At 62.4% G+C, this 25,934-nt stretch carries 27 protein-coding genes; 8 read left to right on the forward strand and 19 right to left on the reverse strand.

From position 1 onward, the window contains the following. Positions 1–156 precede the first annotated feature (156 nt). The 3 genes from AAGW23_RS15220 to AAGW23_RS15230 are packed head-to-tail and all read right to left on the reverse strand — an operon-like array spanning position 157 to position 5,838. Positions 157–1,695 (reverse strand): efflux transporter outer membrane subunit, encoded by a 1,539-nt coding sequence (locus AAGW23_RS15220; RefSeq protein WP_342407222.1) that lies wholly within the window; start codon positions 1,693–1,695, stop codon positions 157–159. Further along, positions 1,695–4,748 carry an efflux RND transporter permease subunit gene (locus AAGW23_RS15225; protein ID WP_342407223.1) on the reverse strand — a complete coding sequence of 1,018 codons (3,054 nt, stop codon included), beginning with the start codon at positions 4,746–4,748 and terminating at the stop codon, positions 1,695–1,697. Before AAGW23_RS15225 ends, AAGW23_RS15220 begins: the two co-directional genes overlap by 1 nt. 4 nt (positions 4,749–4,752) lie before the next feature. Further along, positions 4,753–5,838, reverse strand: a complete 1,086-nt coding sequence (locus AAGW23_RS15230) for an efflux RND transporter periplasmic adaptor subunit (protein WP_319300067.1) — start codon at positions 5,836–5,838, stop codon at positions 4,753–4,755. A 224-nt stretch (positions 5,839–6,062) separates the two neighbouring features. On the opposite strand from AAGW23_RS15230, the gene bfr reads away from it, so the two are divergent. After that, positions 6,063–6,530, forward strand: coding sequence for a bacterioferritin (gene bfr, locus AAGW23_RS15235; RefSeq protein ID WP_319300069.1), 468 nt, complete (start codon positions 6,063–6,065; stop codon positions 6,528–6,530). 68 nt (positions 6,531–6,598) lie between these two features. Here bfr and cueR read toward each other — a convergent pair whose 3' ends face one another. Next, positions 6,599–7,024, reverse strand: coding sequence for a Cu(I)-responsive transcriptional regulator (gene cueR, locus AAGW23_RS15240; protein WP_319300071.1), 426 nt, complete (start codon positions 7,022–7,024; stop codon positions 6,599–6,601). Positions 7,025–7,119: 95 nt separating this feature from the next. After that, a complete protein-coding gene (locus AAGW23_RS15245; protein WP_342407224.1) occupies positions 7,120–9,501 on the reverse strand; it encodes a heavy metal translocating P-type ATPase in 2,382 nt (793 codons plus the stop codon). A gap of 156 nt (positions 9,502–9,657) precedes the next feature. Between AAGW23_RS15245 and AAGW23_RS15250 the strand changes: the two genes are divergently transcribed. Further along, positions 9,658–9,849 carry a heavy-metal-associated domain-containing protein gene (locus AAGW23_RS15250; protein ID WP_319300075.1) on the forward strand — a complete coding sequence of 64 codons (192 nt, stop codon included), beginning with the start codon at positions 9,658–9,660 and terminating at the stop codon, positions 9,847–9,849. A 44-nt stretch (positions 9,850–9,893) separates the two neighbouring features. On the opposite strand, the gene AAGW23_RS15255 is transcribed toward AAGW23_RS15250, so the two are convergent. After that, on the reverse strand, positions 9,894–10,523 hold the full coding sequence (locus AAGW23_RS15255; RefSeq protein ID WP_319300077.1) for a TetR family transcriptional regulator: 630 nt from the start codon (positions 10,521–10,523) through the stop codon (positions 9,894–9,896). 203 nt (positions 10,524–10,726) lie between these two features. On the opposite strand from AAGW23_RS15255, the gene AAGW23_RS15260 reads away from it, so the two are divergent. Continuing rightward, a complete protein-coding gene (locus tag AAGW23_RS15260) occupies positions 10,727–11,920 on the forward strand; it encodes a Bcr/CflA family multidrug efflux MFS transporter (protein WP_319300079.1) in 1,194 nt (397 codons plus the stop codon). 13 nt (positions 11,921–11,933) lie between these two features. On the opposite strand, the gene AAGW23_RS15265 is transcribed toward AAGW23_RS15260, so the two are convergent. Next, positions 11,934–12,947, reverse strand: a complete 1,014-nt coding sequence (locus AAGW23_RS15265) for a zinc-binding alcohol dehydrogenase family protein (protein ID WP_342407225.1) — start codon at positions 12,945–12,947, stop codon at positions 11,934–11,936. A 107-nt stretch (positions 12,948–13,054) separates the two neighbouring features. On the opposite strand from AAGW23_RS15265, the gene AAGW23_RS15270 reads away from it, so the two are divergent. Beyond that, positions 13,055–13,972, forward strand: coding sequence for a LysR family transcriptional regulator (locus AAGW23_RS15270; RefSeq protein WP_342407226.1), 918 nt, complete (start codon positions 13,055–13,057; stop codon positions 13,970–13,972). Between the two features lie 28 nt (positions 13,973–14,000). Here AAGW23_RS15270 and AAGW23_RS15275 read toward each other — a convergent pair whose 3' ends face one another. From AAGW23_RS15275 to AAGW23_RS15285, 3 genes are all read right to left on the reverse strand, one after another. Then, on the reverse strand, positions 14,001–14,951 hold the full coding sequence (locus tag AAGW23_RS15275) for an adenosine deaminase (protein ID WP_342407227.1): 951 nt from the start codon (positions 14,949–14,951) through the stop codon (positions 14,001–14,003). Between the two features lie 531 nt (positions 14,952–15,482). After that, on the reverse strand, positions 15,483–15,764 hold the full coding sequence (locus tag AAGW23_RS15280) for a hypothetical protein (protein WP_319300084.1): 282 nt from the start codon (positions 15,762–15,764) through the stop codon (positions 15,483–15,485). Positions 15,765–15,915: 151 nt separating this feature from the next. Beyond that, positions 15,916–16,506, reverse strand: a complete 591-nt coding sequence (locus AAGW23_RS15285; protein WP_342407228.1) for a YigZ family protein — start codon at positions 16,504–16,506, stop codon at positions 15,916–15,918. 194 nt (positions 16,507–16,700) lie between these two features. On the opposite strand from AAGW23_RS15285, the gene AAGW23_RS15290 reads away from it, so the two are divergent. Then, the gene (locus AAGW23_RS15290; protein WP_319300089.1) at positions 16,701–17,030 is read left to right on the forward strand and encodes a four-helix bundle copper-binding protein; all 330 of its coding nucleotides are present in this window, start codon (positions 16,701–16,703) and stop codon (positions 17,028–17,030) included. 52 nt (positions 17,031–17,082) lie between these two features. Here AAGW23_RS15290 and AAGW23_RS15295 read toward each other — a convergent pair whose 3' ends face one another. The 9 genes from AAGW23_RS15295 to rutA all read right to left on the reverse strand — a co-directional run bounded on the left by AAGW23_RS15295 (position 17,083) and on the right by rutA (position 23,887). Beyond that, positions 17,083–17,718, reverse strand: a complete 636-nt coding sequence (locus AAGW23_RS15295) for a DUF1826 domain-containing protein (protein ID WP_342407229.1) — start codon at positions 17,716–17,718, stop codon at positions 17,083–17,085. Further along, entirely contained in the window at positions 17,718–18,920 is a 1,203-nt protein-coding gene (gene zigA / locus AAGW23_RS15300) for a zinc metallochaperone GTPase ZigA (RefSeq protein ID WP_342407230.1), read from the reverse strand. The genes AAGW23_RS15295 and zigA overlap by 1 nt, the downstream gene beginning before the upstream one ends. Before the next feature lie 9 nt (positions 18,921–18,929). Continuing rightward, positions 18,930–19,334 (reverse strand): RNA polymerase-binding protein DksA, encoded by a 405-nt coding sequence (dksA, locus tag AAGW23_RS15305; RefSeq protein WP_342407231.1) that lies wholly within the window; start codon positions 19,332–19,334, stop codon positions 18,930–18,932. Between the two features lie 144 nt (positions 19,335–19,478). Continuing rightward, entirely contained in the window at positions 19,479–20,006 is a 528-nt protein-coding gene (rutF, locus tag AAGW23_RS15310; RefSeq protein ID WP_148925168.1) for an NADH-dependent FMN reductase RutF, read from the reverse strand. 12 nt (positions 20,007–20,018) lie between these two features. Continuing rightward, a complete protein-coding gene (locus AAGW23_RS15315) occupies positions 20,019–20,609 on the reverse strand; it encodes a malonic semialdehyde reductase (RefSeq protein WP_342407232.1) in 591 nt (196 codons plus the stop codon). 10 nt (positions 20,610–20,619) lie between these two features. Beyond that, positions 20,620–21,417, reverse strand: a complete 798-nt coding sequence (gene rutD / locus AAGW23_RS15320; protein ID WP_342407233.1) for a pyrimidine utilization protein D — start codon at positions 21,415–21,417, stop codon at positions 20,620–20,622. Positions 21,418–21,603: 186 nt separating this feature from the next. Next, the gene (gene rutC / locus AAGW23_RS15325; RefSeq protein WP_342407234.1) at positions 21,604–21,990 is read right to left on the reverse strand and encodes a pyrimidine utilization protein C; all 387 of its coding nucleotides are present in this window, start codon (positions 21,988–21,990) and stop codon (positions 21,604–21,606) included. Between the two features lie 62 nt (positions 21,991–22,052). Then, entirely contained in the window at positions 22,053–22,799 is a 747-nt protein-coding gene (rutB, locus tag AAGW23_RS15330) for a pyrimidine utilization protein B (RefSeq protein ID WP_342407235.1), read from the reverse strand. Further along, the gene (gene rutA, locus AAGW23_RS15335; RefSeq protein WP_342407236.1) at positions 22,799–23,887 is read right to left on the reverse strand and encodes a pyrimidine utilization protein A; all 1,089 of its coding nucleotides are present in this window, start codon (positions 23,885–23,887) and stop codon (positions 22,799–22,801) included. The genes rutB and rutA overlap by 1 nt, the downstream gene beginning before the upstream one ends. Before the next feature lie 293 nt (positions 23,888–24,180). Here rutA and rutR point away from each other — a divergent pair, with 293 nt between their 5' ends. The 3 genes from rutR (at position 24,181) to AAGW23_RS15350 (ending at position 25,918) form a co-directional block, all read left to right on the forward strand. After that, a complete protein-coding gene (gene rutR, locus AAGW23_RS15340) occupies positions 24,181–24,891 on the forward strand; it encodes an HTH-type transcriptional regulator RutR (RefSeq protein WP_425540833.1) in 711 nt (236 codons plus the stop codon). Between the two features lie 118 nt (positions 24,892–25,009). Further along, positions 25,010–25,381 (forward strand): VOC family protein, encoded by a 372-nt coding sequence (locus AAGW23_RS15345; RefSeq protein ID WP_342407237.1) that lies wholly within the window; start codon positions 25,010–25,012, stop codon positions 25,379–25,381. Between the two features lie 78 nt (positions 25,382–25,459). Further along, positions 25,460–25,918: a GIY-YIG nuclease family protein gene (locus AAGW23_RS15350; RefSeq protein ID WP_342407238.1), complete on the forward strand. Its 459-nt coding sequence runs from the start codon at positions 25,460–25,462 to the stop codon at positions 25,916–25,918. Positions 25,919–25,934 lie beyond the last annotated feature (16 nt).

A 25,934-nucleotide genomic window follows, 5' to 3' on the forward strand; every position in this document is an offset into this window, starting at 1 on the left:
CCTTCCCCCGATGATCAGTCGGGGACTATTGCCCACAATGAGGCAGCAGTCGAGATACAAGGAGCGAGCTTGCTCGCGAATACACCGCAAGGTCTGATCAGAAGCTTCGTCAGCAAGCTGGCTCCTACGAAGCGCGGTGAGCAGGCTCCCAAGACATTAATCAGCTGTTCGCCCCTGCTTTGGTGCGTTAACTGGAGGCGACGTCGGCGCATTATTCCTGTCCCCGTCCCCGTCAGCATCCCTATCCGACACCGCACTCGGATCCATTTCCCAACCGCCACCCAACGCCACGAACAGCGCCACCTGCGCCGTCGCCAACGCCGTGCGGCCTTGCAGCGCTTGCTGGCGAGCCCGCAGCGAACCGCGTTGAGCGTCCAATACTTCGTTGAGATTCGCCTCACCCAGCCGATAGCTGGTCTGTGCCAGGTCATAAGCATATTCACGATGACGAAGGGTGGCCCGCAGCGAGTCCAGGCGGCGTTTCTGTCCGTCGATGCGTACCAGTGATCGTTCGACTTCTTCCAGGGCTTCGGCCAGCGCCTGCTGGAAGCCGAGGTAGGCGCTTTCGCCTTCCACATCGGCCAGGTCGATCGCCGCGCCCCGTCGGCGGTAGTCGAGAAAGGGCAGGCCGAACGTCGCACCGAGGCGGGCGAAATTCGACGCGGTGGAAAAGGCATCGCCCAACGCGAGCCCGGAGCGGCCGACTGCTGCCTGCAAGGCAAGCGTCGGGAACAGGTCGCGGCGGGCGGCCAGCGATTGCAATTGGGCCGCTTGCAATTGCGCCGCTTCGGCAATCAGATCTGGACGTCGGCGCAAGAGATCCAGCGGTTGTCCGGGTGGAATGGGTTTGTCGGCCAGGGGCACCTTGGCTGACGCTTCGAGCTCTCGGGCCACCATTCCCGGCGGTTCGGCGAGCAGCGTATCGAGCGCCAGTCTGGCTTCGGCCAGGTTGATTTCCAGCTCATCCAGATCCGCCTGCAGCGAGGCGCGTTCAGCGGTGCTGGCCTCGACATCCAGCCGTGTGACCTCGCCCGCCTCGAACAGTCGGCTGGAAATATGTTCGAGCCCTCTTGCCAGCTCGATCCCCTCGACCAATAGCGCGCGTTGCCCCTCAAGGGCGCGCAGCTGCATGTAGCCCTGCGCCGTATTCGAGGCGACCGCCAGCCGTGCCGCAATGGCCTGGGCCTGGGCGAATCGGATCTGCTGCCGTGCACTGTCGGTGCGCGCGCGGGTGGCACCGAAGATGTCCAGCTCCCAACTGGCCTGTAGCGCCAATTCCCAGTTATCGAAGGTGATCACGTCTTCATCTGGAATAAATTGGCCAATGGGGCTGTTGGCATCCTGCGCGTTATTGTTCTCGATCCACTGCCGGCTGGCCGAGCCGGGCAGATCGAAGGTGGGAAACAGGCCCGCCCGCGCCTGCCGCAATTGCGCTCGCGCGGTGTCGACGCGCAGCATGGCCAGGCGGATGTCGCGGTTGTTCTCCAGCGCCTGGCGCACGAGCCTTGTCAGCACTGGATCGTCGAATCGCTGCCACCAGTCGGCAAGCGCCTCGGCATCGGCTGGCTGTTGGCGCACCGCATGGAACCAGCTCTCCGGCACGTCGGGCGCCGGACGCTCCGGTACGCTGGAGCAGGCGCCGAGGGCCAACGCCAGTGCCCAGACCAGGGGCGTGCGGGGCAATCGGCTCGGCATCAGGTTTCCTCCGGTTTGACGCGCATGAACAGCAGGTACAGGCAGGGCACCGCCAGCAGGGTGAGGAGGGTGGCGAAGCCCAGCCCGCCCATGATGGTGACGGCCATGTTGGCGAAGAAGGGATCGAACAGCAGTGGCACCATGCCGAGCACCGTGGTGCCGGCGGCCATCATCACCGGCCGCAGACGCGAAGCCGATGCCTCGACGATAGCGGTCAGGCGCGGCACCTCATCGGCGATCTGCCGGTCGATCTCGTCCACCAGCACAACGGCGTTCTTGATGAGCATGCCGGTGAGACTGAGCAGGCCAAGCAGCGCCATGAAGCCGAATGGCTGCCCGGTCACCAACAGGCCCACCGTGACCCCGCACAGCGCCATTGGCACCACCGCCCAGATCATCAGCGGCTGGCGAACTTTGGCGAACAGCAGCACCGTCACCAGCACCATCGCCAGGTAAGGCACCGCCAGGGTGCTGGCCAGGGCCTGCTGAGCGTCAGATGATTGTTCATGATCCCCGCCCCATTCCAATGAGTAGCCGACGGGCAATTCAATGCCCTCGATCAGCGGGCGAATCCGTTCGAAGGCGACATTGGTGTTTTCGCCGTCCCTCGGTTCGGCGCGCACGGCGATGGTTCTTTCGCGGCCGTAACGGCGAATCATCGACTCCTCGGTCGTAGCCTCGACGCCGTCGGCGACCTGGGCCAGGGGCACATAGCTGCGGGTGGCCGGGCTCCAGATCAGCCGTTGCATGAAATCGCCCGGTTCGACGCGATCCTCTGGCGTGGCGCGCAGGAGGATCGGGATCAGCTCGTCCTGATCGCGGAACACACTGACCTGCTGGCCCTCGCTGGCCACCGACAGCGCCTGCGCCACGTGTTGGCGGGTCAGCCCTGCATCGGCCAGGCGGTCCAGGGCCAGCCGCGGACGCAGCACCGGCACAGGCGAGCGCCAGTCGTCGCGGATGTTGTAGACCTGACCCTGCTCCTGAAGGATGCGCTGACCTTCGGCCGACAGCCGGCGCAGCTCCTCAATGTCGGGGCCGCTGATCCGCGCTTCGAGCTTGGCTTCGGCGTTGGGGCCGAACATGAATTGCGCGGCGGCGACATTGGCAGACGGGTAGCGGCCCGGTAGTGTCTGATTCACCTCGCGAACCAGATCGGCAATCACCTCGGCATTTTCGGTGCGCACCAGAAAGTGCATCAGCGCCGGGTTGGGCTGCTCCGGGGCATAGGTGAGCATGAAGCGCGACGCGCCTGCGCCAACGAAGGTCGACACATCGGTGACGCCGTCCAGCTGCTTCAGATAGCCCTCGACATCTTCAGCGGTGCGGCTGGTTTCGCGAATGTGCGTGCCCTGCGGCAGGAACAGGTTCAGGTAGAAGATCGGTGTGCTCGAGGGCGGAAAGAAGCTCTGTGGCACGCGGCTGAAGCCCAGCACGCTAAGGACCGTGAGTACGATTAATATGCCCAGCGTCAGCCAGGGCCGACCCAGCACTCCGCCGGCGATACGCCGGTACCGGTTGTAGACCGGCCCGCTGTAGGCATCGTCCGGGTTAGCGTCTTGGTCCTGTTTGTCGCCCTTGTGCTCGAGCAAGTAGTGCCCGAACAGCGGCACCACCAGCAGCGCCAGCAACCAGCTGAGCAGCATCGACGCGGCTATGACGAAGAACAGCGAGAAGAGGAATTCGCCGGTGGTGTCCTGGGACAGGCCGATCCCGGCAAAGGCCAGGATGCCGACGATGGTTGCGCCGAGCAGCGACCACTGCGTCTGCTGCAGCGTCTTGCGCGAGGCTTCGAGAATACTTTTGCCGCGCTGTTTCTCGATCAGCATGCCGTCGCAGACCACTACGGCATTGTCCACCAGCATGCCCATGGCGATGATCAGCGCGCCGAGGGAGATGCGTTCCAGCTCGATCCCACCGATCCACATGAGCAGCAGCGTGCCGAGCACGGTGAGAAACAGCACGGCGCCGATGATCGCGCCGGCGCGAACCCCCATGGCCAGGCACAGCACGCCGACGACGATGGCCACCGACAGGAAGACGTTGAGTGCGAAGCTGTTGACCGACTCGTTGACGATGCTGTGCTGTTGATACAGCGGATGCAGTTCGGCGCCCAGCGGCATCAGGTGCTGCATGGATTCCAGCTTCGCCTCGACACTGCGACCGACTTCGACGATGTTGCTGCCCGACACACCGCTGATGCCAAGGGTCAAAGCCGGCTCACCGTTATGGCGGATGATCTGGCGCGGCCGTTCGGCGTACTCGCGTTTCAAGGTGGCGATGGAGCCCAGGTCAACGCTTTGCTGGCCTTGACCCACTGGCAATGCACGCAGCGCATCCAGAGAGTCGAACGCGCCGGTCGGGCGGATGTGGACGAAGAATTCGCCTGCGCGCACGCCGCCGGCTTCGACCGCCGCGTCGGCATCGGTCAGTGCCGCAACCAGCTCTTGTGGAGACAGCTTCAGTGCGGCCAGGCGTGCCTGGTCGACTTCCACGAGAATTCGCTCTTCACGCACACCGGCCAGTTCAACCTGGCCAACGCCATCTGCGGTGATCAACCCGCGGCGAAGGTCCTTGGCGACTTCATGCAGCTCTTCCAGCGTCAGGCCTTCACCGGCCAGGGCAAAGAAGATGCCGTAGACATCGCCAAAGTCGTCGTTGACCAGCGGTGGGTCCAGGCCGGGAGGCAGCTGTTGCCGAGCATCCTCGACCTTGCTGCGCAGCTGGTCCCAGATCTGGTCGAGCTGCTCACCGGAATAACGGTCCTGAATTTCGATACGGATTTCCGCGGCTCCGATCATCGAGCGGGAGCGGATTTCCTTGACCTCGGAAAGCTCCTGGATAGCGCTTTCCAAGGGTTCGGTCACTTCCTGCTCGACTTCGAGTGCGGTCGCGCCGGGATACTGCACCGTGACGATGGCTTCCTTGATGGTGAATTCGGGGTCTTCCAGGCGGCCCATCTCGAAGAACGCGACGACGCCGCCGATCAGGCAGATCAGCACCAGGACCCAGATATTGACCGGCTTGCAGATGGCGTAACGGGCTAAATCCATTCGCTTACTTCCGCCGTTCGGCTTTGATCGGTTGATCTTCCGAGAGCTTGCTGCCACCCGCTACGACCACCAGCATGTCGTTGTTCAGATCACCGCTGACCACCGCATGGTCGTCTTCGATCCGTTCGAGCTGCAGGTCATGGCGCTGGGCATGGCCGTCCACCGCCAGCCAGAGGTAATGGCTGCCGTTCGGCGCTGTCTGCACGGCGTTAATTGGCAGGCGGAAGCGTGGCTGCGCATGGTCTTGCGGAGCAGGCGGGCGCTGCAGACGAACTCGCATGGCCATTCCCGGCAGCAGGTTGTAGTCCTCCGGCGGTTGGCCCTGTAGCGTCAGCCTGTAGGTGCGTGAGCCTTCGCGCGGCTGGGTGCTGTGTTCCTTGTACTCAAGCGCCAGCGTCAGGTCGGCGATCACCAACTCGCCGACAGCCTGCAGCGTTTGGTTCAGGGGGATGCTCAGCGCTGCTGTTTCGGGCAGGTCTACGGTGACTTCAATGTGCTGGTTGTTCTGCAACACGAGCACCGGTGTACCCGTGGCGACCACCATGTCCGGTTCGACCAGCCGGCGCGCGACCACACCATCGAACGGTGCCTCCAGAGTGCTGTGATTGACATCGCGTATGGCGCTGTCACGGGCGACCCGTGCCGCCACCACATTGGCCTGCAGCGGCTCGACCGCGGCAGGGGCGAGAATTCCCTCGGCCAATAGGGCACGCTTGCGCGCCAGATCTGCCTCCAGCTGGCGCAGCCGTGCCTCGGATTCGCGCAGTTGCAGCTCGTAGTCGGTGTCATCGAGCTTGGCCACCGGCTGACCTTTTTCAACGTGTTCACCCTCGTCGACGAGGATGCGCTCGACACGGCCCGGTACCTGGAACGCCAGCTGCGTGCTGGTTATGCTTTCGACCACGCCGGGAAAGCGCAGCGCTTCGGGGCCGTTATCAATGCGCTGCAGCGGCTCGACGAAGGCGACGCGTGGCGGGACTTGCGCAGGTTCCTTGTCTTCGGAACAGCCGGACAGGGCCAGCAGGGTACAGAGCGTTGCGGTGATGCAGAAATACTGTGAGTGGCCTCGAGGCGTTCGCTGTGACGGCATCCGTACTCCTGGGCGATTGGGTAGGGCGAGCAGAAGCGTCGCAGCGACGGTGCGAAACGCTGCGACAGGTTCAGTAGAACCCCGCTCTGGCTCGGGAGTTCAGCCTATGCTGATGTGACCCATTGGTCAGTCGTTGTTGCTGCGGCAAGAGGCGGCGGTCTAACGGCTGCCAATTGGGCGTATCATTGCCCGGCGTTCAAAAGTCAGTGCAGGAGAGAGTTGCAATGCAAGGTCAGCCACAGGTCATCGAATATCTGAAAGAACTGCTGCGCGGGGAGCTGGCGGCGCGCGATCAGTATTTCCTGCACTCGCGCATGTACGCCGACTGGGGCTTCACCAAGCTCTACGAGCGGATCAACCATGAGATGGAAGAAGAAACCCAGCACGCCGACGCGCTGCTCAAACGTATCCTGTTTCTCGAAGGCACCCCGGACATGACGCCGGAAGCGATGCATCCAGGCCAAACCGTGCCCGAGATGCTGCGAGCCGATCTGGCGCTTGAGTACAAGGTGCGCGAAGCCCTGGCCAAGGGCATCACCCTGGCCGAGCAGCACGGGGATTACCAGACGCGCGAAATTCTCGAGCTGCAGCTGATGGACACCGAAGAAGACCACGCCTACTGGCTGGAGCAGCAGCTCGGCATGATTGACCGCATTGGGCTGCAGAACTACCTGCAATCGCAGGCTAGCTGATCTATCACAAGGCCAGGCGCAATGCCTGGCCTTGTTGTTTCCTTGGTGAACAAGCGGTGGCGCCCCGTTCAGCTGCGCCCACGGGGTGCGCTAGACGAGCAGCACCCGCCCGATTCCAGGTCCTTGAGGATGGGGCAATCCGGCCGGTCATCACCCTGGCAGGTGTCGACCAGGTCCTGCAGGGTGTCACGTAACCCCACCAGTTCAGCAATCTTCTGATTGAGCGCCTCGATATGTGCGCCAGCAACGGCTTTCACATCGGCGCTGGCGCGCTGACGGTCCTGCCAGAGCCTGAGCAACTTGCTCACTTCTTCCAACGAGAAGCCCATATCCCGCGAGCGCTTGATGAACGCGAGGCGATGCAGGTCTTCCTCGCCGTAGTGGCGGTAGCCGTTGGCGCTGCGTCCGGCAGGCGAGATCAGGTCGATGGACTCGTAGTAGCGAATCATCTTGGCTGACAACCCGCTTTTCTTTGCTGCTTGGCCAATATTCATGTGGGCATCCAGACGAATCGGTGTGAGGCTGTTGTGTGCTGCGTCGGCGCAGTGTCCATGCGTGCCGCCGACCACAGCCCGCGCGCGGCTGTACGTTATTCCTTCGGCTCCCAACGCTTGAGCAGCAGCGCGTTGCTGACCACGCTGACGCTCGACAACGCCATCGCCGCGCCTGCGACTACCGGACTCAAAAAACCGAAGGCTGCCAGGGGAATCCCCACCAGGTTGTAGATGAACGCCCAGAAGAGGTTCTGCTGGATCTTGCGATAGGTGCGGCGGCTGATCTCCAGCGCAGCCGGCACCAGCCTGGGATCGCCGCGCATCAGGGTGATCCCCGCCGCATGCATGGCAACGTCCGTGCCGCCGCCCATGGCGATGCCGACATCGGCGGCGGCCAAGGCCGGGGCATCGTTGATGCCGTCGCCCACCATCGCCACCACTGCACCGCCTTTTTTCAGTTCGGCGACCGTGGCGGCCTTGTCGGCCGGCAGCACCTCGGCGTGCACGCTGTCGATCTGCAGCGCCTCGGCCACCACGCGAGCGCTGCCACGGTTATCGCCGGTGATCAGGTGGCTGCGAATATGCCGCGCATTGAGGGCAGCGATGGCTTGCGCAGCGCCATCCTTAAGGCTGTCGCCAAAGGCGAACAGGCCGAGCACGCGCTGCTGCGGTGCCGTTTCGATCAGCCAGGAGAGGGTGCGGCCTTCGCTTTCCCAGGCCTCGGCTTTGCCCGCCAGCTCGCCCGGCTGCAGGCCGCTGTCGTCCAGCAGCCGGCGGTTGCCCAGCGCCAGCGAGCGGCCATCGAGATCGCCGGCGATGCCGCGTCCGGTGAGCGACTGGCTGCGATCCACGTCAGCCACTGTCAGTCCTTGCTCGGCACAGCGGTCCAGCACCGCCTGCGCCAGCGGATGTTCGCTGCCGCGTTGCAGCGCACCGGCCTGTTGCAACAGCGCGGGCTCGTCGCCATCAACGGCGTGCAGGTGAACGATGCGCGGCTTGCCGGACGTAAGCGTTCCGGTCTTGTCGAAGGCGACCGCCGTCACCGCATGGGCGACCTCCAGCGCTTCAGCGTCCTTGATCAGAATGCCGTGGCGCGCGGCGACACCGGTGCCGGCCATGATCGCAGCGGGTGTCGCAAGGCCAAGCGCACAGGGACAGGCGATGACCAGCACGGCAACCGCATTGATCAACGCCACTTCGGCGGGCGCGCCAACGAACAGCCAGCCCGCCAGGGTCAACAGGGCAATGACCAGCACCGCCGGGACGAACACCTGACTAACCTTGTCCACCAGTTTCTGGATGGGGGCCTTGGCGGCCTGGGCGTCTTCGACCAGGCGGATGATGCGTGCCAGCACCGTTTCGCCGCCGAGGGCCGTGGTGCGCACCAGCAAGCGGCCTTCGCCGTTGATCGCGCCGCCGGTGATGCTGTCACCCGGCGCCTTCGCCACCGGCAGGCTTTCACCGCTGATCAGGGCCTCGTCGGCCTGGCTTTCGCCTTCGACCACTTCGCCGTCCACCGGGAAGCGCTCGCCAGGCTTGACCAACACCAGGTCGTCCAGGCGAAGGGCGGCGATGGCAACATCCTCTTCACGGCCGTCGACCACCCGTAAGGCGCGATCCGGCCTGAGCGCCTCCAGCGCACGAATGGCTGCGCTGGTCTGGCGTTTGGCACGGCTTTCCAGGTACTTGCCCAACAGGACGAGGGCGATCACCACGGCGGACGCTTCGAAATACAGATGCGGCATCTGCCCGGCCTCTGCGACCCACCACTGGTAGAGGCTCAGGCCATAGCCGGCGCTGGTGCCGATCGCGACCAGCAGGTCCATGTTGCCGGCCCCGGCCCGCACGGCCTTCCAACCCGCCACGTAGAAACGCGCACCAAGAATGAATTGCACCGGCGTGGCGAGCACGAACTGCATCCAGGGCGGCAACATCCAATGCAGGCCCAGCAGGTCGCCAAACATTGGAATGACCAGCGGGGCGGCGAGCAGCAACGCGGCAATAACGGCCCAGCGTTCACGGCGCAGGCGGCTCTCGCTCTGGTCAGTGGCCGGCTCGCTATCGCTGCTGGCTTGAGCCTTGTAGCCAGCGGCCTCGACCGCGGCGATCAGTATTGACGGGTCGACCGCGCCGAGCACTTCGATACGAGCACGTTCGTTGGCCAGGTTCACCGAGGCGCTGCGCACGCCGGCCACCTTGAGCAGGGCACGCTCGATGCGACCGGCACAGCTGGCGCAGGTCATGCCTTTGATGGCCAGTTCAAGGGTTTGTACCGGCACGCCGTAGCCGGCTTTTTCCACGGCCTGTACCAGTTCGGCGAGCTCGCCTTCATGGGTCTGCACGCGGACTTGCTCGGCAGCAAGGTTCACCGCCGCGCTGTCGACGCCGGGCACCTTCAGCAGGGCGCGCTCGACCCGCCCGGCGCAGCTCGCGCAGGTCATGCCGGAGATAGGCAGCGTGTAGGTTGCGCTCGTCATGTTTTGCTCCGAATAGGCCAGTTGCCACTGAGGATCAACCTTCACCTTGTGGGAAGGTCAAGTCCAGTTACAGGATGTCGCAGCCAAGCCTATTGACCCTGTCAGTGTGGCAAGGTTGAGCATGCTGGTGTGTCCAACGAGCGAAAGGAGCAACCGATGCAGACGTTCAACGTGAAAGGCATGACCTGCGAGCATTGCCGGCGCGCCGTCATTCAGGCGATCCAGTCCCGTGATAGCGATGCCAGGGTCGATGTCGACCTTGAGGCGGGCGTGGTGCAAGTGGAAGGCGGGCTGGACGAGGCGGCCATCCGCGAGGCGATTGAAGAAGAGGGCTATCAGGTCCAGTGATGCAACACGCGGCAGCTGGTGCTGCCGCGTTTGCTAGGGACACGTCAGCGTACGGCGGAACTGTCCCAGTCCTTGACCAAGCCACGGAACACCGGGTCGATCAGTGCGGCGCAATCCTTTTCCGGATCGAACAGGGTCGGGTCGCGGGTCCAGTCGCTGAACACGCCGACGATCAGCGCGTGCAAAGTGCACGCGGCCAACCGCGGAGTAATGCCTGGATACAGGCTATCAACGGCGCTCTCCAGCAGCTTTTCGCAAAGCTCAATGAATTGGTTGATGAACGCCTGGTGCCGCTCTTCCGCTTCGCGTAATTCATCGGTGAATTCGCAACGGTGCAGGAGGATGGTCATGACCCGGCGCTTCTGCTCATCCCGACCCAAGGCACTGATGCCTTCGATACAGAGTTCATACAGCGCCCTCAGCGGCTGCTGCTGGGTGCAGCTGCAAAGCCGCTCGGCCATCTGTTCCGGGGGCAGGCGAACCTGGTTGAGCATTTCGTGAAACAGATGCGCCTTGTTCTGGAAATGCCAGTACACGGCGCCGCGGGTCACGCCGGCGTCGCGGGCAATCTGGTCGAGACTGGTGTGCGCCACACCCTTGTCGAGAAACAGCCGCTCGGCAGAGGCGAGCAGGGCAACACGGGTCTTTTCGGCGTCTTCTTTGGTTCTTCGCATGGGTGAGCTACGGCAGTCTGAAACTGCATTGAATAAAGCCTTCGCGGCGGGTAATGCGGAGTTCGTCCCTTAACCTCTGCAACTTTGGATGTTTACAATCGTCTGTGTATGTAACAGCATCCCAGCTTCTCTGTAAACGTTCGATCTCGGTCGCGGCTTCGCTGCGTGTCGATGCTTCGGCTTTCCGCTCCGCGAGTTTATCCATGCCCCTTCCGATTCTGCTCATTCTGGGCGCGCTCAGCGCCTTTGGTCCGTTGGCCATCGATTTCTACCTGCCGGCGTTTCCCTCGATGGCGCGCGCTTTTGCCACGGATGTTGAACACGTGCAGCTGTCGCTGGCGGCTTACTTCATCGGCCTGGCCCTTGGGCAGCTGATCTATGGGCCGCTGGCGGATCGGTATGGACGCCGCTGGCCGCTGCTGGTGGGCGTGACGCTGTTTACCCTGGCATCGCTGGCGTGTGCCTTTGCGCCGTCGCTGGACTGGCTGATCGCTGCGCGCTTCGTCCAGGCGTTGGGTGGCTGCGCTGGCATCGTGGTGACTCGCGCGGTGGTACGCGACTGGTGCGATCCGGTGCAGGGCGCCAAAGTCTTTTCCCAGTTGATGCTGGTGATGGGGCTGGCGCCAATTCTCGCGCCGCTGGCGGGTGGGCTGCTGATGAACGCCTTTGGCTGGCAGGCGATCTTCGTCTCGCTGACGATCTTCAGCGCGCTGTGTGGTGTTGCGGTCGCGCTACGGCTGCCGGAGACCCTGCCGGCCGATGCGCCCAAACATGCCTTGAGCGGAACCTTCGGGCGCTATGTCGCGTTGTTTCGTGACCGCGAATTCATCGCCTTCGCGCTTTCGGGTGGTGTAGCCATGGCGGGCATGTTCGCCTATATCGCCGGCTCGCCCTTCGTATTCATCGAGCTGTATGGCGTTCCAGCCGAGCACTACGGCTGGCTGTTCGGCAGCAATGCGGCGGGGTTCATCCTCGTTTCGCAGATCAACGCGCGGCTGCTGCGCTTGCGCGGCCCGGGGTTCTGGCTGCGACGCCTGGTCTGGCTCTACTTCGCCTGCGGCGCGGCGTTGTTGGTGATTGCGCTGAGCAAGCCGGATGTACTCTGGCCATTGCTGATTCCGCTGTTCGCTGGGTTGGCGAGCCTTGGCAGCATCCTGCCCAATGCAACTGCTTGTGCCATGGCGAAGCAGGGCAAGCAGGCCGGGTTGGCGTCGGCCTTGATGGGCAGCATGCAGTTCTGTGTCGCCGCTTTGGCATCGGCATCCGTGGGTTGGATGCACAACGGCACAGCCGTGCCGATGGCGTTGGCCATCACTGTGTGCGCGGGTCTGGCGGCGTGCCTGGCCTGGTATACCGGCCAGAGCAGCCTATCGCGCAGCGAGACCGTCTCGTCCTGAGCGGCCCCATCCATCAGAACCCTTCTAGGACGACCTTTCCCTTGGCTTTGCCGCTTTCGATAAAGCCATGGGCGCGGCGCAGGTTTTCGGCGTTGATGGTGCCGTAATGCTCTCCCAAGGTGGTTTTGAGCACACCGCTGTCGATCGCATCGGCGACCCGGTTAAGCAGTTGGTGCTGCGCAATCATGTCTGGCGTCTGGAACAGCGAACGGGTGTACATGAACTCCCAGTGCAACGACAGGCTCTTGCGCTTGAGCAGGCTGATGTCGAGGCTCGCCGGGTCGTCGATCAGCGCCAGGCGACCCTGTGGCTGCAGCGCTTCGACAATCTGCGGCAGATGCGTGTCGGTGTGGGTCAGGCTTGCGACGTGGGTTACGTCATTGATGCCCAGACGTTGCAGCTCGGCGGCCAACGGCTGGCTGTGATCGATCACCTCATGAGCACCCAGTTCGCGCACCCAGGTTTGGGTATCACTGCGCGAGGCGGTGCCGATCACTTTCAGCCCGGTCAACTGGCGCGCCAGCTGTGTGAGGATTGAGCCCACCCCCCCCGCTGCACCGACGATAAGCAAACGCTGATCGCGATCTTCCTTGCCTTCGCTGATCTGCAAGCGCTCGAACAGCAGCTCCCAGGCGGTGATCGAGGTCAACGGCAAGGCCGCAGCGTCGGCAAAGCCAAGTGTGGCGGGCTTGCGTCCCACGATGCGCTCATCGACCAGGTGCAGTTCGCTGTTGGCGCCCGGCCGATTCATCGCGCCGGCGTAGAACACTTCATCGCCGGGTTGGAAGAGGGTGACTTCGCTGCCCACCGCTCGCACCACGCCGGCCACGTCCCAGCCAAGCACCTGATGCTGGCCGGCTTCCGGCTGCACGCGCATGCGGATCTTGGTATCCACCGGGTTCACCGAAATGGCGCGGACCTCGACCAGCAGGTCGCGCGGGCCGGGCGTGGGATCAGGCAGTTCGATGTCGATCAGTGAATTCGCGTCGTCGACTGGCAGGGATTGTTGGTAGCCGATGGCTTTCATCGTGGGCCTCCTTCTAGAGCTGAACATTGACTAGCACCATGTTCGGCTTTCGCGCTGCGATGAAAAACCGCATATTTCGCAGAGACTCTTTCAGCGGAATATTGAAAATGCTGCGTAGCGATGACCTTCAGGTATTCGTGTTGACCGCTGAACTGGGGAGCCTGTCGGCCGCTGCGCGGCAGCTGGAATTGTCGCCAGCCGTTGCCAGCGCGGCGCTCAAGCGATTGGAGGTGCAATTGGGTTGCCGCTTGCTGGTGCGTTCGACCCGGAGCTTGCGGCTGACCTGCGAAGGCGAACTCTATCTGCCCCATGCGCGTTCGGCCTTGCAGAGCCTGGTCGAGGGTCAACAACTGCTTGCGGGCGGTAAAGCGACCATCAGTGGCACGCTGCAGCTGTCGGCGCCGTCGGACTTCGGCCGCAATGTGCTTCTCCCCTGGCTGGACGAATTCCAGCTGCAGCATCCGCTCTTGAGCCTTCGACTGTTATTGGCTGACCGCAATGCCGATCTGTTTCGGCAGTCGGTCGATGTGGCGCTGCGCTATGGCCAGCCGGAAGATTCCAGCCTGGTGGCGCTACCGGTGGCGGCGGCCAATCGGCGTGTGCTCTGCGCTTCGCCGGACTACCTGGCGGCACATGGATCGCCGCGCACGCTGGCCGATCTCGTCGACCATAACTGCCTGCGCTTCATGCTGGCGGGACGGGTGCACGAACGCTGGTGCTTCAGCGAGGGTCACCGTCAGCTGGAACAGGCAGTCAGCGGGGATCGCATCAGCGATGACGCCGATGTGGTGCGGCGCTGGGCGCTGGCCGGGCGGGGCGTTGTGTATAAATCCTGGCTCGACATCGCTCAGGATGTGCAGGCGGGGCGACTGGTCGTGCTAATGCCGGAGCTGCTGGGCGAGCCGACGCCGCTGAATCTGATCTGCGCCCACCGTGCGCATTTGGGCGAACGGGTGCGGCTGTTGCGCGAACATCTAATCGAGCGATGTCAGCTGCTGATGCAGCTGGCTCCGTTCTCGAGCTGACGGGCCGCGCTGCGGCGGCCCTTGCCAATCACTTGGCCAAGCGGGCGTCGAGGCTGTTCTGAGCCAGGCGGCGCGCCTGATCTTCGGTCATCCCCAAGCTTTCATGCAGCGCCATGTAATTCTCGGTGACGTAACCGCCGAAGTAAGCCGGGTCGTCGGAGTTCACCGTCACCTTCACGCCTTGTTCCAGCATCTGCAGGATGTTGTGCTGACTCATGTCGTCGAACACGCAGAGTTTGGTGTTGGACAAGGGGCAGACCGTGAGCGGAATCTGCTCGTCGATCAGCCGCTGGATCAACTTCGGATCTTCGGAGGCGCGCACGCCGTGGTCGATGCGGCTGACCTTGAGCAGGTCCAGCGCTTCCCAGATGTATTCGGGTGGGCCTTCTTCGCCGGCATGAGCCACGGCGAGGAAGCCTTCGGCACGGGCCTTGGCAAAGACGCGCTCGAACTTGCTCGGCGGATGACCCATTTCTGAACTGTCCAGACCGACCGCGAAGAAAGCGTCGCGGAACGGCATCGCCTGTTCCAGCGTCTTGAACGCGGCCTCTTCGGGCAGGTGACGCAGAAAGCTCAGGATCAGGCCGCTGCTGATGCCGAGCAGCTCGCGGCCGTCAGCCAGGGCGCCGCTGATGCCGCGCATCGCGACTTCGAACGGGATGCCGCGGTCCGTGTGGGTCTGCGGATCGTAGAAAGGCTCAGTGTGCACGACGTTCTGCTCTTCGCACTTTTGCAGGTAGGCCCAGGTCAGGTCATAGAAGTCCTGCTCGGTTCGCAGTACATCGGCGCCGGCGTAGTAGAGATCAAGAAACTCCTGCAGGTTGCCGAAGTTGTAGGCGCTGCGCAGCGCATCGACGTTATCCCAGGGGAGGGCGATCTTGTTGCGTTCGGCCAGGCGAAACAGCAGCTCGGGTTCGAGCGAGCCTTCGAGGTGCAGATGAAGCTCGGCTTTCGGTAGGGCGTTGAGCCAGTCGTACATGAGAGATTCCCCATCTGGAAAAGGCGCATTTAATCACGCGGGCTGGTTTGACCCCAGGGTCAGATTGGCCGCTTATGGATTGATCACACCGCCGCGTCGCTCGTTCATTTCGGTCAAGCGCCGTACAGGCAGTGCAAAAAACGAGCAAGATGGTCGAAGCGAGAGCGGCCGCGGTTAAGCGCGCTCAGCCCAACGGTTATCCACAATCTTGTCCACGGGTTCTGCGGATAACAAAGGGGCGCATCGGATGGCGAGGTGAAATCATCCATTCAAACTGGTTTGAAACGCCAAAAATACTTGAGGAACAATGGTTTTGCGCATCCCGAAGGGCTACTAGAGCGTTTCGGTTAAAAATGAACGAAGGTGGCGAGGCCGCGCCGCCGTTGGGCTTGCCACATTGGTCCCATTGTTATCCACAATGTGATGCACACGATCAGTGGAAAACCTGCTGACGAAAAAAAGCCACGCTTGCCTAGGCAGCGTGGCTTTGGAGTGCAGACGCGCTGGTAAGGCGCACGCCTCTACAATCTGTTAGTTCTGAGTGGGGGCAGGAACGCGTGGCTCCACTGGTTCACCTACGTCCGGCTCATCATCGTCAGGCATGGTGACATCGACATCAGGAACAGTGATGACCTTTTCCTTGGTGCCAACATCTACTTCTGGCGCATCGACGTCGTACTCAGGCATGTTGCCGCCTTCGACTTCTACGTCTGGGAGCGAGCCTTCTTCGGTTTTCTCGACATCGCAACCGGCCATGCCCAAGGTTGTCAGCAGCACGGCGCCGGGGATCAGCCACTTATATTTGCTTTTCATTCGTCAGACTCCTGTTTCGCAGCGGAATGCGTGTCTCGGCACTTCCACTCGTTTATGTTGGGGGACATGCGCATGACTGCGCCGACCCAACGGCAAGTGCCGCTGTTATAGGGACTTCTCTGATATCGAGCAGTTCAACGAGACGCGATGCTCAAGGCTCCAGAAGGTGCAGTTCGGAGCGGCCACGGCTGATGTCGGACAGTAGTTTCTGCACCTGCGGCTGCAGCGCCGCTGGGAAGGCCAGTTGCAGTTCGGCGCCTTCTGCGTCAAAGATTTCGCTGTCAATCAGTGCGTCATAGTCACTCAGGCGCGACTTGAGCAGCGCCAGCTCGGCGAAGCGGCAGTGACAGCTGCAGCGAACTCTGGCAACCAGCTCGACGCGCTCGCCAGCCTGCAGACATTTCGCCGCAGCGCCGCCATAGGCGCGGGCCAGGCCGCCAGTCCCCAACTGGATGCCGCCGAACCAGCGAATCACCACCACGACCACCTGGTCGCAGTCCTGCCCCTCGATGGCGGTGAGCATGGGTCGACCAGCCGTTCCGCCGGGCTCGCCGTCATCACTGAATCGGTACTGATTGCCGACCTTCCACGCCCAACAGTTATGCGTGGCGCTGGCATCGCTGACCGCCTGGATGAACGCGTGGGCGTCTTCGGGGCTGGACACCGGCGCAGCCTTGGCGAGGAAGCGGCTCTTGCGGATGGTTTCCTGATATTCGCAAGGCGAGGCAAGGGTGGAGGTCATGTGCATCGCGGGCTGTGAAAAGGGATCGAGGATTGTAGCGGCGACCGTAGCCGAGCGGGGACCCGATGCTCCGGCCGCAGGGGGATGGAAGGACCACTGGGTCGATCAGACTGAACTTAGAACGGCGCGATCGGCACGAAATATCTGAAAGGGCGAACCATCGCCGCCCTCAACATCGACCATGGAGGTATCCAATGCTCAATGCCAAATTCGACGCATGCATCCAGGCTTGTTCCAACTGCGCCATCGCTTGTGAAACCTGCGCTGCATCCTGTCTGCGCGAAGACGACGTGAAAATGATGGCCCGCTGCATCGAGCTTGACCGAGACTGCGCCGACCTGTGTGCACTTGCCGCCACGCTGATGGCCCGTGACAGCAAGCTCGCCCAAGAGATTTGCCGCATCTGTGCGCAAGCCTGCCGCGACTGTGCTGAAGAATGTGGCAAGCACCAGATGGACCACTGCCAGGCCTGCGCCGAAGCCTGTCGCCAATGCGCTGAAGAGTGCGAAAAGATGGCGGCGTAATCGATATGCCGTTGGTCCCGAGGGTCGAGCAGCCAAAGCTGCCGGCCCTTTTTCAGGCCAGCCAGTCCAGGGTCAGGATCAGCCTGCGCTCGCCGGGCGCCACCTGCGGTGAGCGGTGGATGATGCCAGCGCCTTCGTTTCCCTCCCATCTCGCTCCCTTGAACAGCGCGACTTCACCCGTCAGCAGTCGCTCGATGCCCTGCGGTGCGACCGTGGGATCGCCGAGGCGATGGCGCGGTATGGCGTGTTCCGGGAGCCACTCGCTGCCCGCGCCGGCATAGGTGGTAATCAGGCGCAAGGGCACATGGTCGACGTGGAAGCGTGGGCACATCGCCTTGTCCAGAATCCTCAGTCGCAGCCCGACGCGGCGTGCTTCGACAAGAGAGCTGAACGCGCGGACCAACCAGGCGACGTCAGCCACGAAACCAGCGTGCCCGGCAATGTCGCGGTAGGCCGTCGCCAGAGCAAACGTCTCGACGTCGCCGTTTGCATCAGGCTCGATGGTCAACGATTCGGCCAGGGGCTCGCCCAGTGCCATCAAACTCTGTGCGAAGCCGGTGATATGAGGCGGCAGTTGGCGCTGCCACACAGAGAGGTTGACGTTCTCAAGCAGCGCATCGCCCAGGACTGCCGGGGCATGTCCGAATACTTGCTGAGGGGTTGCGCTGACCGGCTGCCGCGCCAGCATCACGCAACCTCCTGATGCCAGGGCACGAACGGGTCGGGTAGGCGCAGCCATTGCTCAGGACCTAGGTTCCACTCGTAGTCGCTGAGCAGGCAGGCGTCGAGTTCGGCGCGCAAGCGATGGAAGTCGATGTGCTGGCCGATAAAGACCAGTTCCTGACGGCAATCCCCGCTGTCATCGCGCCATTTCGAGCGGATTGCCGCACGCGATTCCTCGTCTACGGGCCACTGGGCGGCCGGCGTGAAACGCCACCAGCGGCCGGCATATTCGTAGCGCATCAGCCCGCCGGCTTGGGACCAGCTACCGGCTTCCTGCGGGCGGCTGGCCAGCCAGAAATAGCCCTTCGAGCGAAGCAGCCGGCCGTTGCACCACTCCCGGTTGAGGAAGGCATGGAAGCGTTCTGGATGGAATGGGCGACGTGCCAGGTAAGCGGTTGACGCGATACCGTAGGCTTCGCTCTCAGGAATGTGCTCGCCGCGCAGTTCCTTGAGCCAGCCCGGCGCCTGCGCTGCGCGCTCGAAATCGAAGCGTCCGGTGTCGAGTATTTTCGACAGCGCTACGTTGCCCATGCTGATCGGCAGGATTTCGGCGTAGGTGTTCAAACGGGCCAGGATGGCCCCCAGCTCTTCAAGTTCGGCACTGGAGATGAGATCGATCTTGCTGATGAGGATCACGTCAGCGAATTCCACTTGCTCGATCAGCAGGTCGGTGATCGAGCGCTCATCCTCTTCGCCCAGGGTTTCGCCACGACTGGCCAGAGGCTCGGCCTCGTGAAAGTCGCGCAGGAAGTTGACCCCGTCGACCACTGTGACCATGGTGTCCAGCCGTGCCAGGTCGGCGAGACTCTGGCCTTGTTCGTCGCGAAAGGTGAAGGTCTCGGCCACCGGCAAGGGCTCGGAAATGCCGGTTGACTCGATCAGCAGGTAATCGAAGCGGCCTTCACGCGCCAGCTTGGCCACTTCATCGAGCAGGTCCTCGCGCAGCGTGCAGCAGATGCAGCCATTGCTCATCTCGACCAGTTTCTCTTCGGCACGATTGAGACTGACGTCGCGCTGGACCTCGCCACCGTCGATGTTGATTTCGCTCATGTCGTTGACGATCACCGCGACGCGGCGACCCTCGCGATTCTTCAGGATGTGGTTCAGCAGCGTGCTTTTGCCGGCGCCCAGAAAGCCGGACAGCACGGTGACAGGGAGGCGATTCATGGCGGTCTCTCAGGCGGTTCGTTGGTGTTTTTCGCGCAGTTCCTGGCGCTCTTTGGCTTCAATGCAGAGCGTCGTAGTGGGCCGCAGCAACAGGCGCTTCAGCCCGATGGGCTCGCCGGTTTCGGCGCACCAGCCGTATTCGCCGCGGGCGAGGGCGTCCAGCGAGTCGTCAATCTTGTCGAGCAGCTTCTTTTCCCGCTCCAGCAGCCGGAGCTGCCACTGACGTTGCTCTTCAGCTGTGCCGACATCGGATGGATCGCTGTTGGGCTCTTGTTCGCGCAACTGCTGAAACTCGTCATCAATGCGAGCCTGCAAGTCGGCGCGCTGGTGCAATAGCAAGTCTCGGAAGAACCCTTGTTGGGTTTCATTCATATAGGCGTCGGCGGGTAGCGCGAGGAGTTCGGTTTCGGTCATGGAGGTATGCACAGCCAGTTGAATGCAATAGTTATAACATAACATAAAGCAAGCTGCGCAAACGGGAACGTTGCCGGACGGCCAGCCGTGGCGGGTATCGGAAAGACAACCTGCGCTTGGTCAGGCGCAGGTCAGTTTTGCGGGTCAGTGACTGCCTTGCAGGCCGTGGTAGGCGCGGTCGAAATACACCAGGCCGTCCGCGTCGTCCTGATGCTTGAGTGCCAGTACTTCGCAAAAAAGGATGTCGTGGGTACCGACAGTGGTGCTGTGGCTGACGCGGCAATCGAAGGAGACAGCGGCACCTTCCAGTACGGGCGAGCCGGTCAGCCAGGTGGTCCAGCTTGCGGCGGCGAAACGTTCGGCCATCGGCGTTTTGCCGCCAAACAGGTTGGACAGGTCGCGCTGACCGCTGGCCAGGGTGTTGACGCAGAGCTGCGCGTTTGCGGTGACAGCCGCGTGCGCTGATGCCGCTCGGTTCAGGCAGACCAGCAAAGTCGGCGGGTCATCCGTCACGCTACACACAGCTGTCGCGGTAAAACCGGCGCGCCCAGCGGGGCCATCGGTAGTGATCACGTTGACCGCGGCGGCGAGGCGCGCCATGGCGTCGCGGTAGTCCTGCTTGATCACAGGCGGGGTGGTGACGTTGGTGGGGTCGAGTTCAGCCAGGTTCATATCGGGTCTCCATCAGGCGAACGCGCAGGCGCGGTCGAAAGGCAGGCGCGGTAGTCGGTCGCGCAGCTTGCTGGTATCGCCATAGCCGAGGTTGATCAGCAGGTTGGATTTCCAGGTCGTGTCGTGGAAGAAGGTTTCGTCCAGAGCCTTGGCGTCAAAGCCGGACATCGGGCCGCAATCGAGGCCCAGAGCCCGCGCGGCGAGGATCAGGTAGCCAGCCTGCATGGAGCTGTTGCGCAGGGCATTTTCTGCGATCAGTGCCGGCTGGCCGGCATACCAGCTACGGGCGTCGGCGAAGGGGAACAACTCGGGCAGCGTCTCGGGAAAATCCTCGTCATAGGCGACGATAACCGTCACCGGGGCGCTCATGGTTTTGTCCAGATTGCCCTTGGACAGGCACGGCGCGAGCTTTTCCTTGCCCTCGGGGGTGCGCACGAAAACGAAGCGCCCGGGGCAGCTGTTGACGGCGGTCGGGCCCAGGCGAACCTGGTCATAGAGCTGTTCGAGCAGCGCGTCCGGCACCGGTTTGTCCAGCCAGGCGCTGTGGCTGCGGCCTTCGCTGAACAGGGTCGCAAGGGCTTGTGGATCGAATGGGGTGTGCATTTCAGTGTCCTCAGGCTGCCGCGGCCTGGCCGCATTGCTCGGCCAGGAAGTCCAGCAGGACTCGGTTGAAGGGTTCGCTGTCGCTGACGCTGGAGGCATGTCCGCCATATTCCAGCAATGCCAGTCGGGCGTTGGGCAGGACTTCTGCCATATGCTGCGAGCGATTCCAGGGCACCAACATGTCGTCGCGGTTGGCGATCAGCAGCGTGGGTGTCTGAATCGTTGGCAGCTCGGCCTCGATATCGAAGCTCAGCAACGCGCCGATTCGCCGCAGCAGACTGGCGGTGGTCGGGAAGTTTGCCAATGCGTGTTCGTCGTCCCTCGCCAGTTTCTCGCTGTTGGCGACGATCCAGTCCGCCGGGTAGAGAAACAGCGATTGCGCCTGCACGTACGCGGCCGGACCGCTGTCGCGCAAAAGGTTCTGGCGTACGGCAAAGCACCGCGCGCTGTGAGGGTTGGGGCTGCTCCAGGCATTGACCAGCACCTGGCTCTGTAGCCGTTGCGGGCTCAGCAGGGCCATTTGCAGACCAACAAGCCCGCCCAGCGCGTGACCGATGAAATGACACTGGTGAATATTCAGGCTGTCGAGCAGGTCCAGCAGTTCGAGCGCCATGGTGTTGATCGAGTAGCTCTCGGGTAACGAGGCCTGGCTCTTGTTAGTGCCGAGCTGATCGTAGACGACCACGCGGTAGTCTTGGGTCAGCACCGGCAATTGCGGCGTCCAGAACGCGCCCGCGCCGCCAAGGCCTGAACTGCAGACCACCGTCGGAGCGTCCGCCTCCTGGCGGCCGTGGATCTCATAATGCATAACGAACCTCCTTACAGATCGATTCACGCATGAGTTGGCGCATCGGCTGCGAGAGGCCAGGCCGGTTGCTCGCAACAGCATCTGTAAATGTCGGGCGGAGAAAGCACGAATCTGTTGATCGAGCCGATCTAGCCGTTGGCCGCCCCCCGCCGCCCTTACACCTCAGCGTGGCACTTCGCGGCGTTGCTATTGGCCGACGTGCGCGATGCTGGCGATCTCAATCAGCGCATCGGGTTTCACCAGCCCGCACTGGATGCAATAGCGCGCGGGTTTCTCGCCGGGGAAGTACTCGGCATACACCTCGTTGACCTTCGCGTAATTGGCCCAGTCGGTAAGCATGATCATGTTGAAGGTGACGTCGTCCATGCTGCCGCCGGCGGCCTCGACGACGCCCTTGATGGTTTCCAGGACGTGGCGTGTCTGGGCGGCGGCGTCGCCGACGTGGACCACGTTGTTGTCCTTGTCGAAGGGCAGGGTGCCGGAGACGTAGACCACGCCATCGGCCATGGAACCGGGTACGAAGGGCGCAATGGGTTTGCCGGTGCCGGCGGGAATGATGGATTGCTTGGGCATGTCGGGTGATCTCTTGCAAGGCGATGTATGGGGCCGCTGCGAGGCGGCACTGTCGTTATGAATCAGGAAACAGTGGCGGTGGCTTCGGCCTGGGCGAAGGTGCTGCAGAAATCGTCCACGCTGGAGACCCAGCCAAAGAACGTCTCGATGTTGTACAGCGCTGCCTGCTGGGCGAACTCCGGCCCGGCCTGATGGGTTGCATCGGCCAGCACCACGCCGAAATATTCGAGGTGGAAGCCATCACGCAGGGTCGATTCCACACAGACATTGGTGGCAATGCCGGTGAACACCAGATTGCGGATGCCACGGGCGCGCAGGGTGCTGTCCAGATGCGAGTTGAAGAATCCGCTGTAGCGCGGCTTGGGCACCACGATGTCGCCGGGCTGAGGCTTCAGTTCGTCAACCAACTGATAATCCCAGCCGCCTTTTGCCAGCAGAGTGCCGGCCAGCTCCGGCCGCTTGCGCATGGTTTTCAGGGCATTGGACTTGTGCCAGTTGGGCGAACCCGGACCGCCTGCCTCAACGTACTGAGCGTCCCAGCCGTTCTGCAGGAAGACCACCTGAATACCTGCTGCACGTGCGGCAGCCAACGCCTGCAGGATCTTCTCGATCACCGGCCCGGTGCTCGACACATCGAAGCCGGCCAGATCCAGATACCCGCCTTTGGCGGAGTAGGCGTTCTGCATGTCCACGACAATCAGTGCCGTCTCGCTGGCGCTCATTGCCAGTGGTTCCGGACGTGCCGGCATTTTCATGATGTCGCCGGCGGGCTTCAGTCCGTAGCCTGAAAGGTGCTCCGCGGCGCTCATCAGGCGGACTCCTTCAGCGGCTCGATATGGCGACGGCTCTGCATCAACGGTTGGATCTTCTGACCGAAGGCTTCGACACCCTCAAGGAAGTCATCGAAGGTCAACATCACGCCCTGCATGCCGGGCACAGTGGCGATCTCATCGAGCATGCGCGCGACGTTGCCATAAGAGCCAACGAGGGTGCCCATGTTGATGTTCACCGCTGAGGTGGGGTCGGCCATCTGCCGGATGTTGGTGTCGCTGCCGGAGGTTTTGTCTGCCGCGCCCTGTTCGCCCAGCCAGGCGATGGCTTCCTGATCGACGCCGGCCTTGTAGTGCTCCCACTTGGCGCGGGCGGCCTCGTCGGTTTCGTCGGCAATGACCATGAACAGCACACAGGAGGTGACCGTACGACCGGTTTTCTCGGTGGCCTTGAGCAGCCGTTCAGTGGCTGGCGCAAAGGCTGTCGGCGTGTTCACGCCTTTGCCGAAGCAGAAGTTGTAGTCGGCATACTGTGCCGAGAAGGCCATGCCAGCGTCGCTGGAACCCGCGCAGATGATCTTCATGTCCGCCTGCGGTACCGGGCTGACGCGGCAATCTTCCATCTGGAAGTGCTCGCCCTTGAAGTCGCTATGACCGGTAGCCCACAGATCGCGCAACACCTGAGCGTACTCGCCGAGGTACTGGTAACGGTTGCCGAAGAATTCGTCACCCGGCCACATGCCCATCTGGCTGTACTCGGGCTTCTGCCAGCCAGTCACCAGATTCACGCCGAAGCGGCCACCGGAGATCGAATCGATGGTCGAGGTCATGCGCGCCACGATGGCAGGCGGCAGGGTCAGGGTGGCAGCGGTCGCGAACAGCTGAATCTTGCTGGTTACCGCGGCGAGGCCGGCCATCAGCGTGAAGGACTCCAGGTTGTGCTCCCAGAATTCGGTCTTACCGCCAAAGCCGCGCAGCTTGATCATCGACAGCGCGAAATCGAAACCGTAGCCCTCGGCCTTCTGCACGATGGCCTTGTTGAGTTCGAAGGTCGGCATGTATTGCGGCGCGTTTTCGGAGATAAGCCAGCCGTTGTTGCCGATCGGAATGAAAACACCAACATCCATAGGGAGCACCTCTGTTCGCAATGGCTAGAAAGCGCTGCCCGAACGTGGCGGGCAGGGTCACAGAGGCTTTAGCAGAAAGCAGGCCAGAAGTAGATTATGTTTATAAATCAATGATATGGGCTGGTATTGGCTCGCTATGTGGACCATTTGGTCTGAAACAGAGCACCTGGTTTGTGCGGGCAACTCCAAGATTGCGCAAAAAGCGCGCAATCAGGTTGCCGAGCGACTGCTTGTGCCGCACGGGCCTCCGGCGCGCTACAGTAACGGCCCGTTTGCGCCCGACCGGTAATGCAGTGACAGACCAGACCCCAACCGCTCCACGCCGCCGCCTGACCGCTGGCAAGACCACCGAGAACAAGGGCGCGGCACGTGTTCCCAGTGCCAGCGCAGTGGATCGCCGCGCCCGCATGATCGAGAGCAAGCGCGCCGCCATACTGAGCGCGGCCCTTGGGCTTTTTTCGCGTTTCGGCCTGCACGGCACCAGCCTGGATCAGGTCGCGAGCCAGGCCGACGTCTCAAAGACCAATCTGCTGTACTACTTCGGCAGCAAGGAAGACCTCTATATAAACGTGCTGCGGCAACTGCTCGAGGTCTGGCTGCGGCCGCTGCAGGCGTTTTCAGCGGAGCAGGACCCGATCGAAGCGATCAGCGAATACCTGCGCGTCAAACTCGAACTTTCTCGCGACCACCCCGAAGAATCACGGCTGTTCTGCATGGAAATCATGCAAGGCGCGCCGTTGCTGCTGGGCGAGTTGGAGCAGCCCTTACGTGAACTTGTCGAGAACAAGGTCGCGGTGATTCAGACCTGGATTGATGCGGGCAAGCTGGCAGCCGTAAGCCCTCATCATCTGATCTTCTCGCTCTGGGCAACCACCCAGCACTATGCCGACTTCCGCGTGCAGATCGAAGCCGTCGCCGGCAAGACGCTGGATGACCCGGCATTCTTCGAAGATACGCTGCAAAGCTTGCAGTCACTGATATTGAACGGCGTCAGACCGCGCTGACAGCGCATCGGGCTCCAGCCGGAGGAGCCCGAACATGAGCAAACCCCTCCATCAACTGGCCGCTTCAGCGTAGCCGTACCGCTATGCTCCCGTATCCATCCTTCAAGGAGCTTTTTCAGTGTTCACCGTTAAAGCCACCCAGCACGTGCTCGCCGTAAATGATCTGGAGAAAACCGAGCGCTACCTTCTCGACGTGCTTGGTTTCTCTGTGCGATTCAGCGTCGAGGGCTGGTCATTCATCAGCCTCGGGGATTTTCACGTGATGCTCGGGCACTGCCCGGACGAAGTGCCGGCCTGTGATACCCATGAGCACGCCTATTTCGCATACGTTAACTGCGACGGCATTGACGAGCTTTACGCCAGATACCAGCAGCGAGGCGCCGTTATTTTCCAGCCGATATCCAACAAGCCATGGGGCATACGCGAGTTCGGCGTTGCGACGCCCGAAGGGCATCGGATGATGTTCGGCGAAGACATTGGCGATGCCTGATTGGTTGGGCTCAAGGGGTTTCCAATTCGACCAACGTCATTCCTGTTTTTTGTATCTCACCCGGATATCTACGGCCCAATGACCCACGCAGACAGCGCTTCATTCCCAATGATGGATATCCGATTCTCGGAGATTGAACAAAACGTCCCTGCCTTGCCAGGGATCTACGAGATCTACAAGAACGATGGCGAAGCTGTAAAAGTCGGGATCGGCGTCAACCTACGCAAGCGGCTGATTCAGCATCGCAGGTCGCGACAGAGTCGGTTGGTACTCAAGCCCGGTGGCAGTTGGGGAAACCCCGCCGATGTCAGAAGCACACAGTCGATATTGGCGAAGCACCTGTACTTCGCTGGTTGTGCCGATGGGTATGATCTCCGCACGGAGGCGGGGCGACAGGCGTTTCTCGAGGAGCGCTGCTTCATCCGCTTTCGGGTTACTTCGAGCCGCAAGGAGGCCCGTTCGCTGGAACTTGCGCTGGAGGCCAGCGGAGCCTTCCCTTTTCAAGGGCGGGTGAGTCGTCCCTTGCAGCGAAGCTGACCTCTGCGGGGAGGCG

It is taken from the genome of Stutzerimonas chloritidismutans, assembly GCF_038562055.1.
GTDB lineage: Bacteria > Pseudomonadota > Gammaproteobacteria > Pseudomonadales > Pseudomonadaceae > Stutzerimonas > Stutzerimonas chloritidismutans_A.

Bases quoted from the DNA above. Each gene is read 5' to 3' on its own strand.
- AAGW23_RS15315 (WP_342407232.1), bottom strand. From the start codon at position 20,609: ATGCACACCCCATTCGATCCACAAGCCCTTGCGACCCTGTTCAGCGAA.
- AAGW23_RS15295 (WP_342407229.1), bottom strand. From the start codon at position 17,718: ATGCTGGCGCGGCAGCCGGTCAGCGCAACCCCTCAGCAAGTATTCGGA.
- AAGW23_RS15260 (WP_319300079.1), top strand. From the start codon at position 10,727: ATGCCCCTTCCGATTCTGCTCATTCTGGGCGCGCTCAGCGCCTTTGGT.
- AAGW23_RS15270 (WP_342407226.1), top strand. From the start codon at position 13,055: ATGCTGCGTAGCGATGACCTTCAGGTATTCGTGTTGACCGCTGAACTG.
- AAGW23_RS15230 (WP_319300067.1), bottom strand. From the start codon at position 5,838: ATGCCGTCACAGCGAACGCCTCGAGGCCACTCACAGTATTTCTGCATC.
- rutA (WP_342407236.1), bottom strand. From the start codon at position 23,887: ATGGATGTTGGTGTTTTCATTCCGATCGGCAACAACGGCTGGCTTATC.
- dksA (WP_342407231.1), bottom strand. From the start codon at position 19,334: ATGACCGAAACCGAACTCCTCGCGCTACCCGCCGACGCCTATATGAAT.
- bfr (WP_319300069.1), top strand. From the start codon at position 6,063: ATGCAAGGTCAGCCACAGGTCATCGAATATCTGAAAGAACTGCTGCGC.
- rutD (WP_342407233.1), bottom strand. From the start codon at position 21,417: ATGCATTATGAGATCCACGGCCGCCAGGAGGCGGACGCTCCGACGGTG.
- AAGW23_RS15275 (WP_342407227.1), bottom strand. From the start codon at position 14,951: ATGTACGACTGGCTCAACGCCCTACCGAAAGCCGAGCTTCATCTGCAC.
- AAGW23_RS15290 (WP_319300089.1), top strand. From the start codon at position 16,701: ATGCTCAATGCCAAATTCGACGCATGCATCCAGGCTTGTTCCAACTGC.
- AAGW23_RS15265 (WP_342407225.1), bottom strand. From the start codon at position 12,947: ATGAAAGCCATCGGCTACCAACAATCCCTGCCAGTCGACGACGCGAAT.
- AAGW23_RS15220 (WP_342407222.1), bottom strand. From the start codon at position 1,695: ATGCCGAGCCGATTGCCCCGCACGCCCCTGGTCTGGGCACTGGCGTTG.
- rutB (WP_342407235.1), bottom strand. From the start codon at position 22,799: ATGAGCGCCGCGGAGCACCTTTCAGGCTACGGACTGAAGCCCGCCGGC.
- zigA (WP_342407230.1), bottom strand. From the start codon at position 18,920: ATGAATCGCCTCCCTGTCACCGTGCTGTCCGGCTTTCTGGGCGCCGGC.
- AAGW23_RS15245 (WP_342407224.1), bottom strand. From the start codon at position 9,501: ATGACGAGCGCAACCTACACGCTGCCTATCTCCGGCATGACCTGCGCG.
- AAGW23_RS15285 (WP_342407228.1), bottom strand. From the start codon at position 16,506: ATGACCTCCACCCTTGCCTCGCCTTGCGAATATCAGGAAACCATCCGC.
- AAGW23_RS15250 (WP_319300075.1), top strand. From the start codon at position 9,658: ATGCAGACGTTCAACGTGAAAGGCATGACCTGCGAGCATTGCCGGCGC.
- AAGW23_RS15280 (WP_319300084.1), bottom strand. From the start codon at position 15,764: ATGAAAAGCAAATATAAGTGGCTGATCCCCGGCGCCGTGCTGCTGACA.
- AAGW23_RS15225 (WP_342407223.1), bottom strand. From the start codon at position 4,748: ATGGATTTAGCCCGTTACGCCATCTGCAAGCCGGTCAATATCTGGGTC.
- rutF (WP_148925168.1), bottom strand. From the start codon at position 20,006: ATGAACCTGGCTGAACTCGACCCCACCAACGTCACCACCCCGCCTGTG.
- AAGW23_RS15255 (WP_319300077.1), bottom strand. From the start codon at position 10,523: ATGCGAAGAACCAAAGAAGACGCCGAAAAGACCCGTGTTGCCCTGCTC.
- cueR (WP_319300071.1), bottom strand. From the start codon at position 7,024: ATGAATATTGGCCAAGCAGCAAAGAAAAGCGGGTTGTCAGCCAAGATG.
- rutC (WP_342407234.1), bottom strand. From the start codon at position 21,990: ATGCCCAAGCAATCCATCATTCCCGCCGGCACCGGCAAACCCATTGCG.
- AAGW23_RS15350 (WP_342407238.1), top strand. From the start codon at position 25,460: ATGACCCACGCAGACAGCGCTTCATTCCCAATGATGGATATCCGATTC.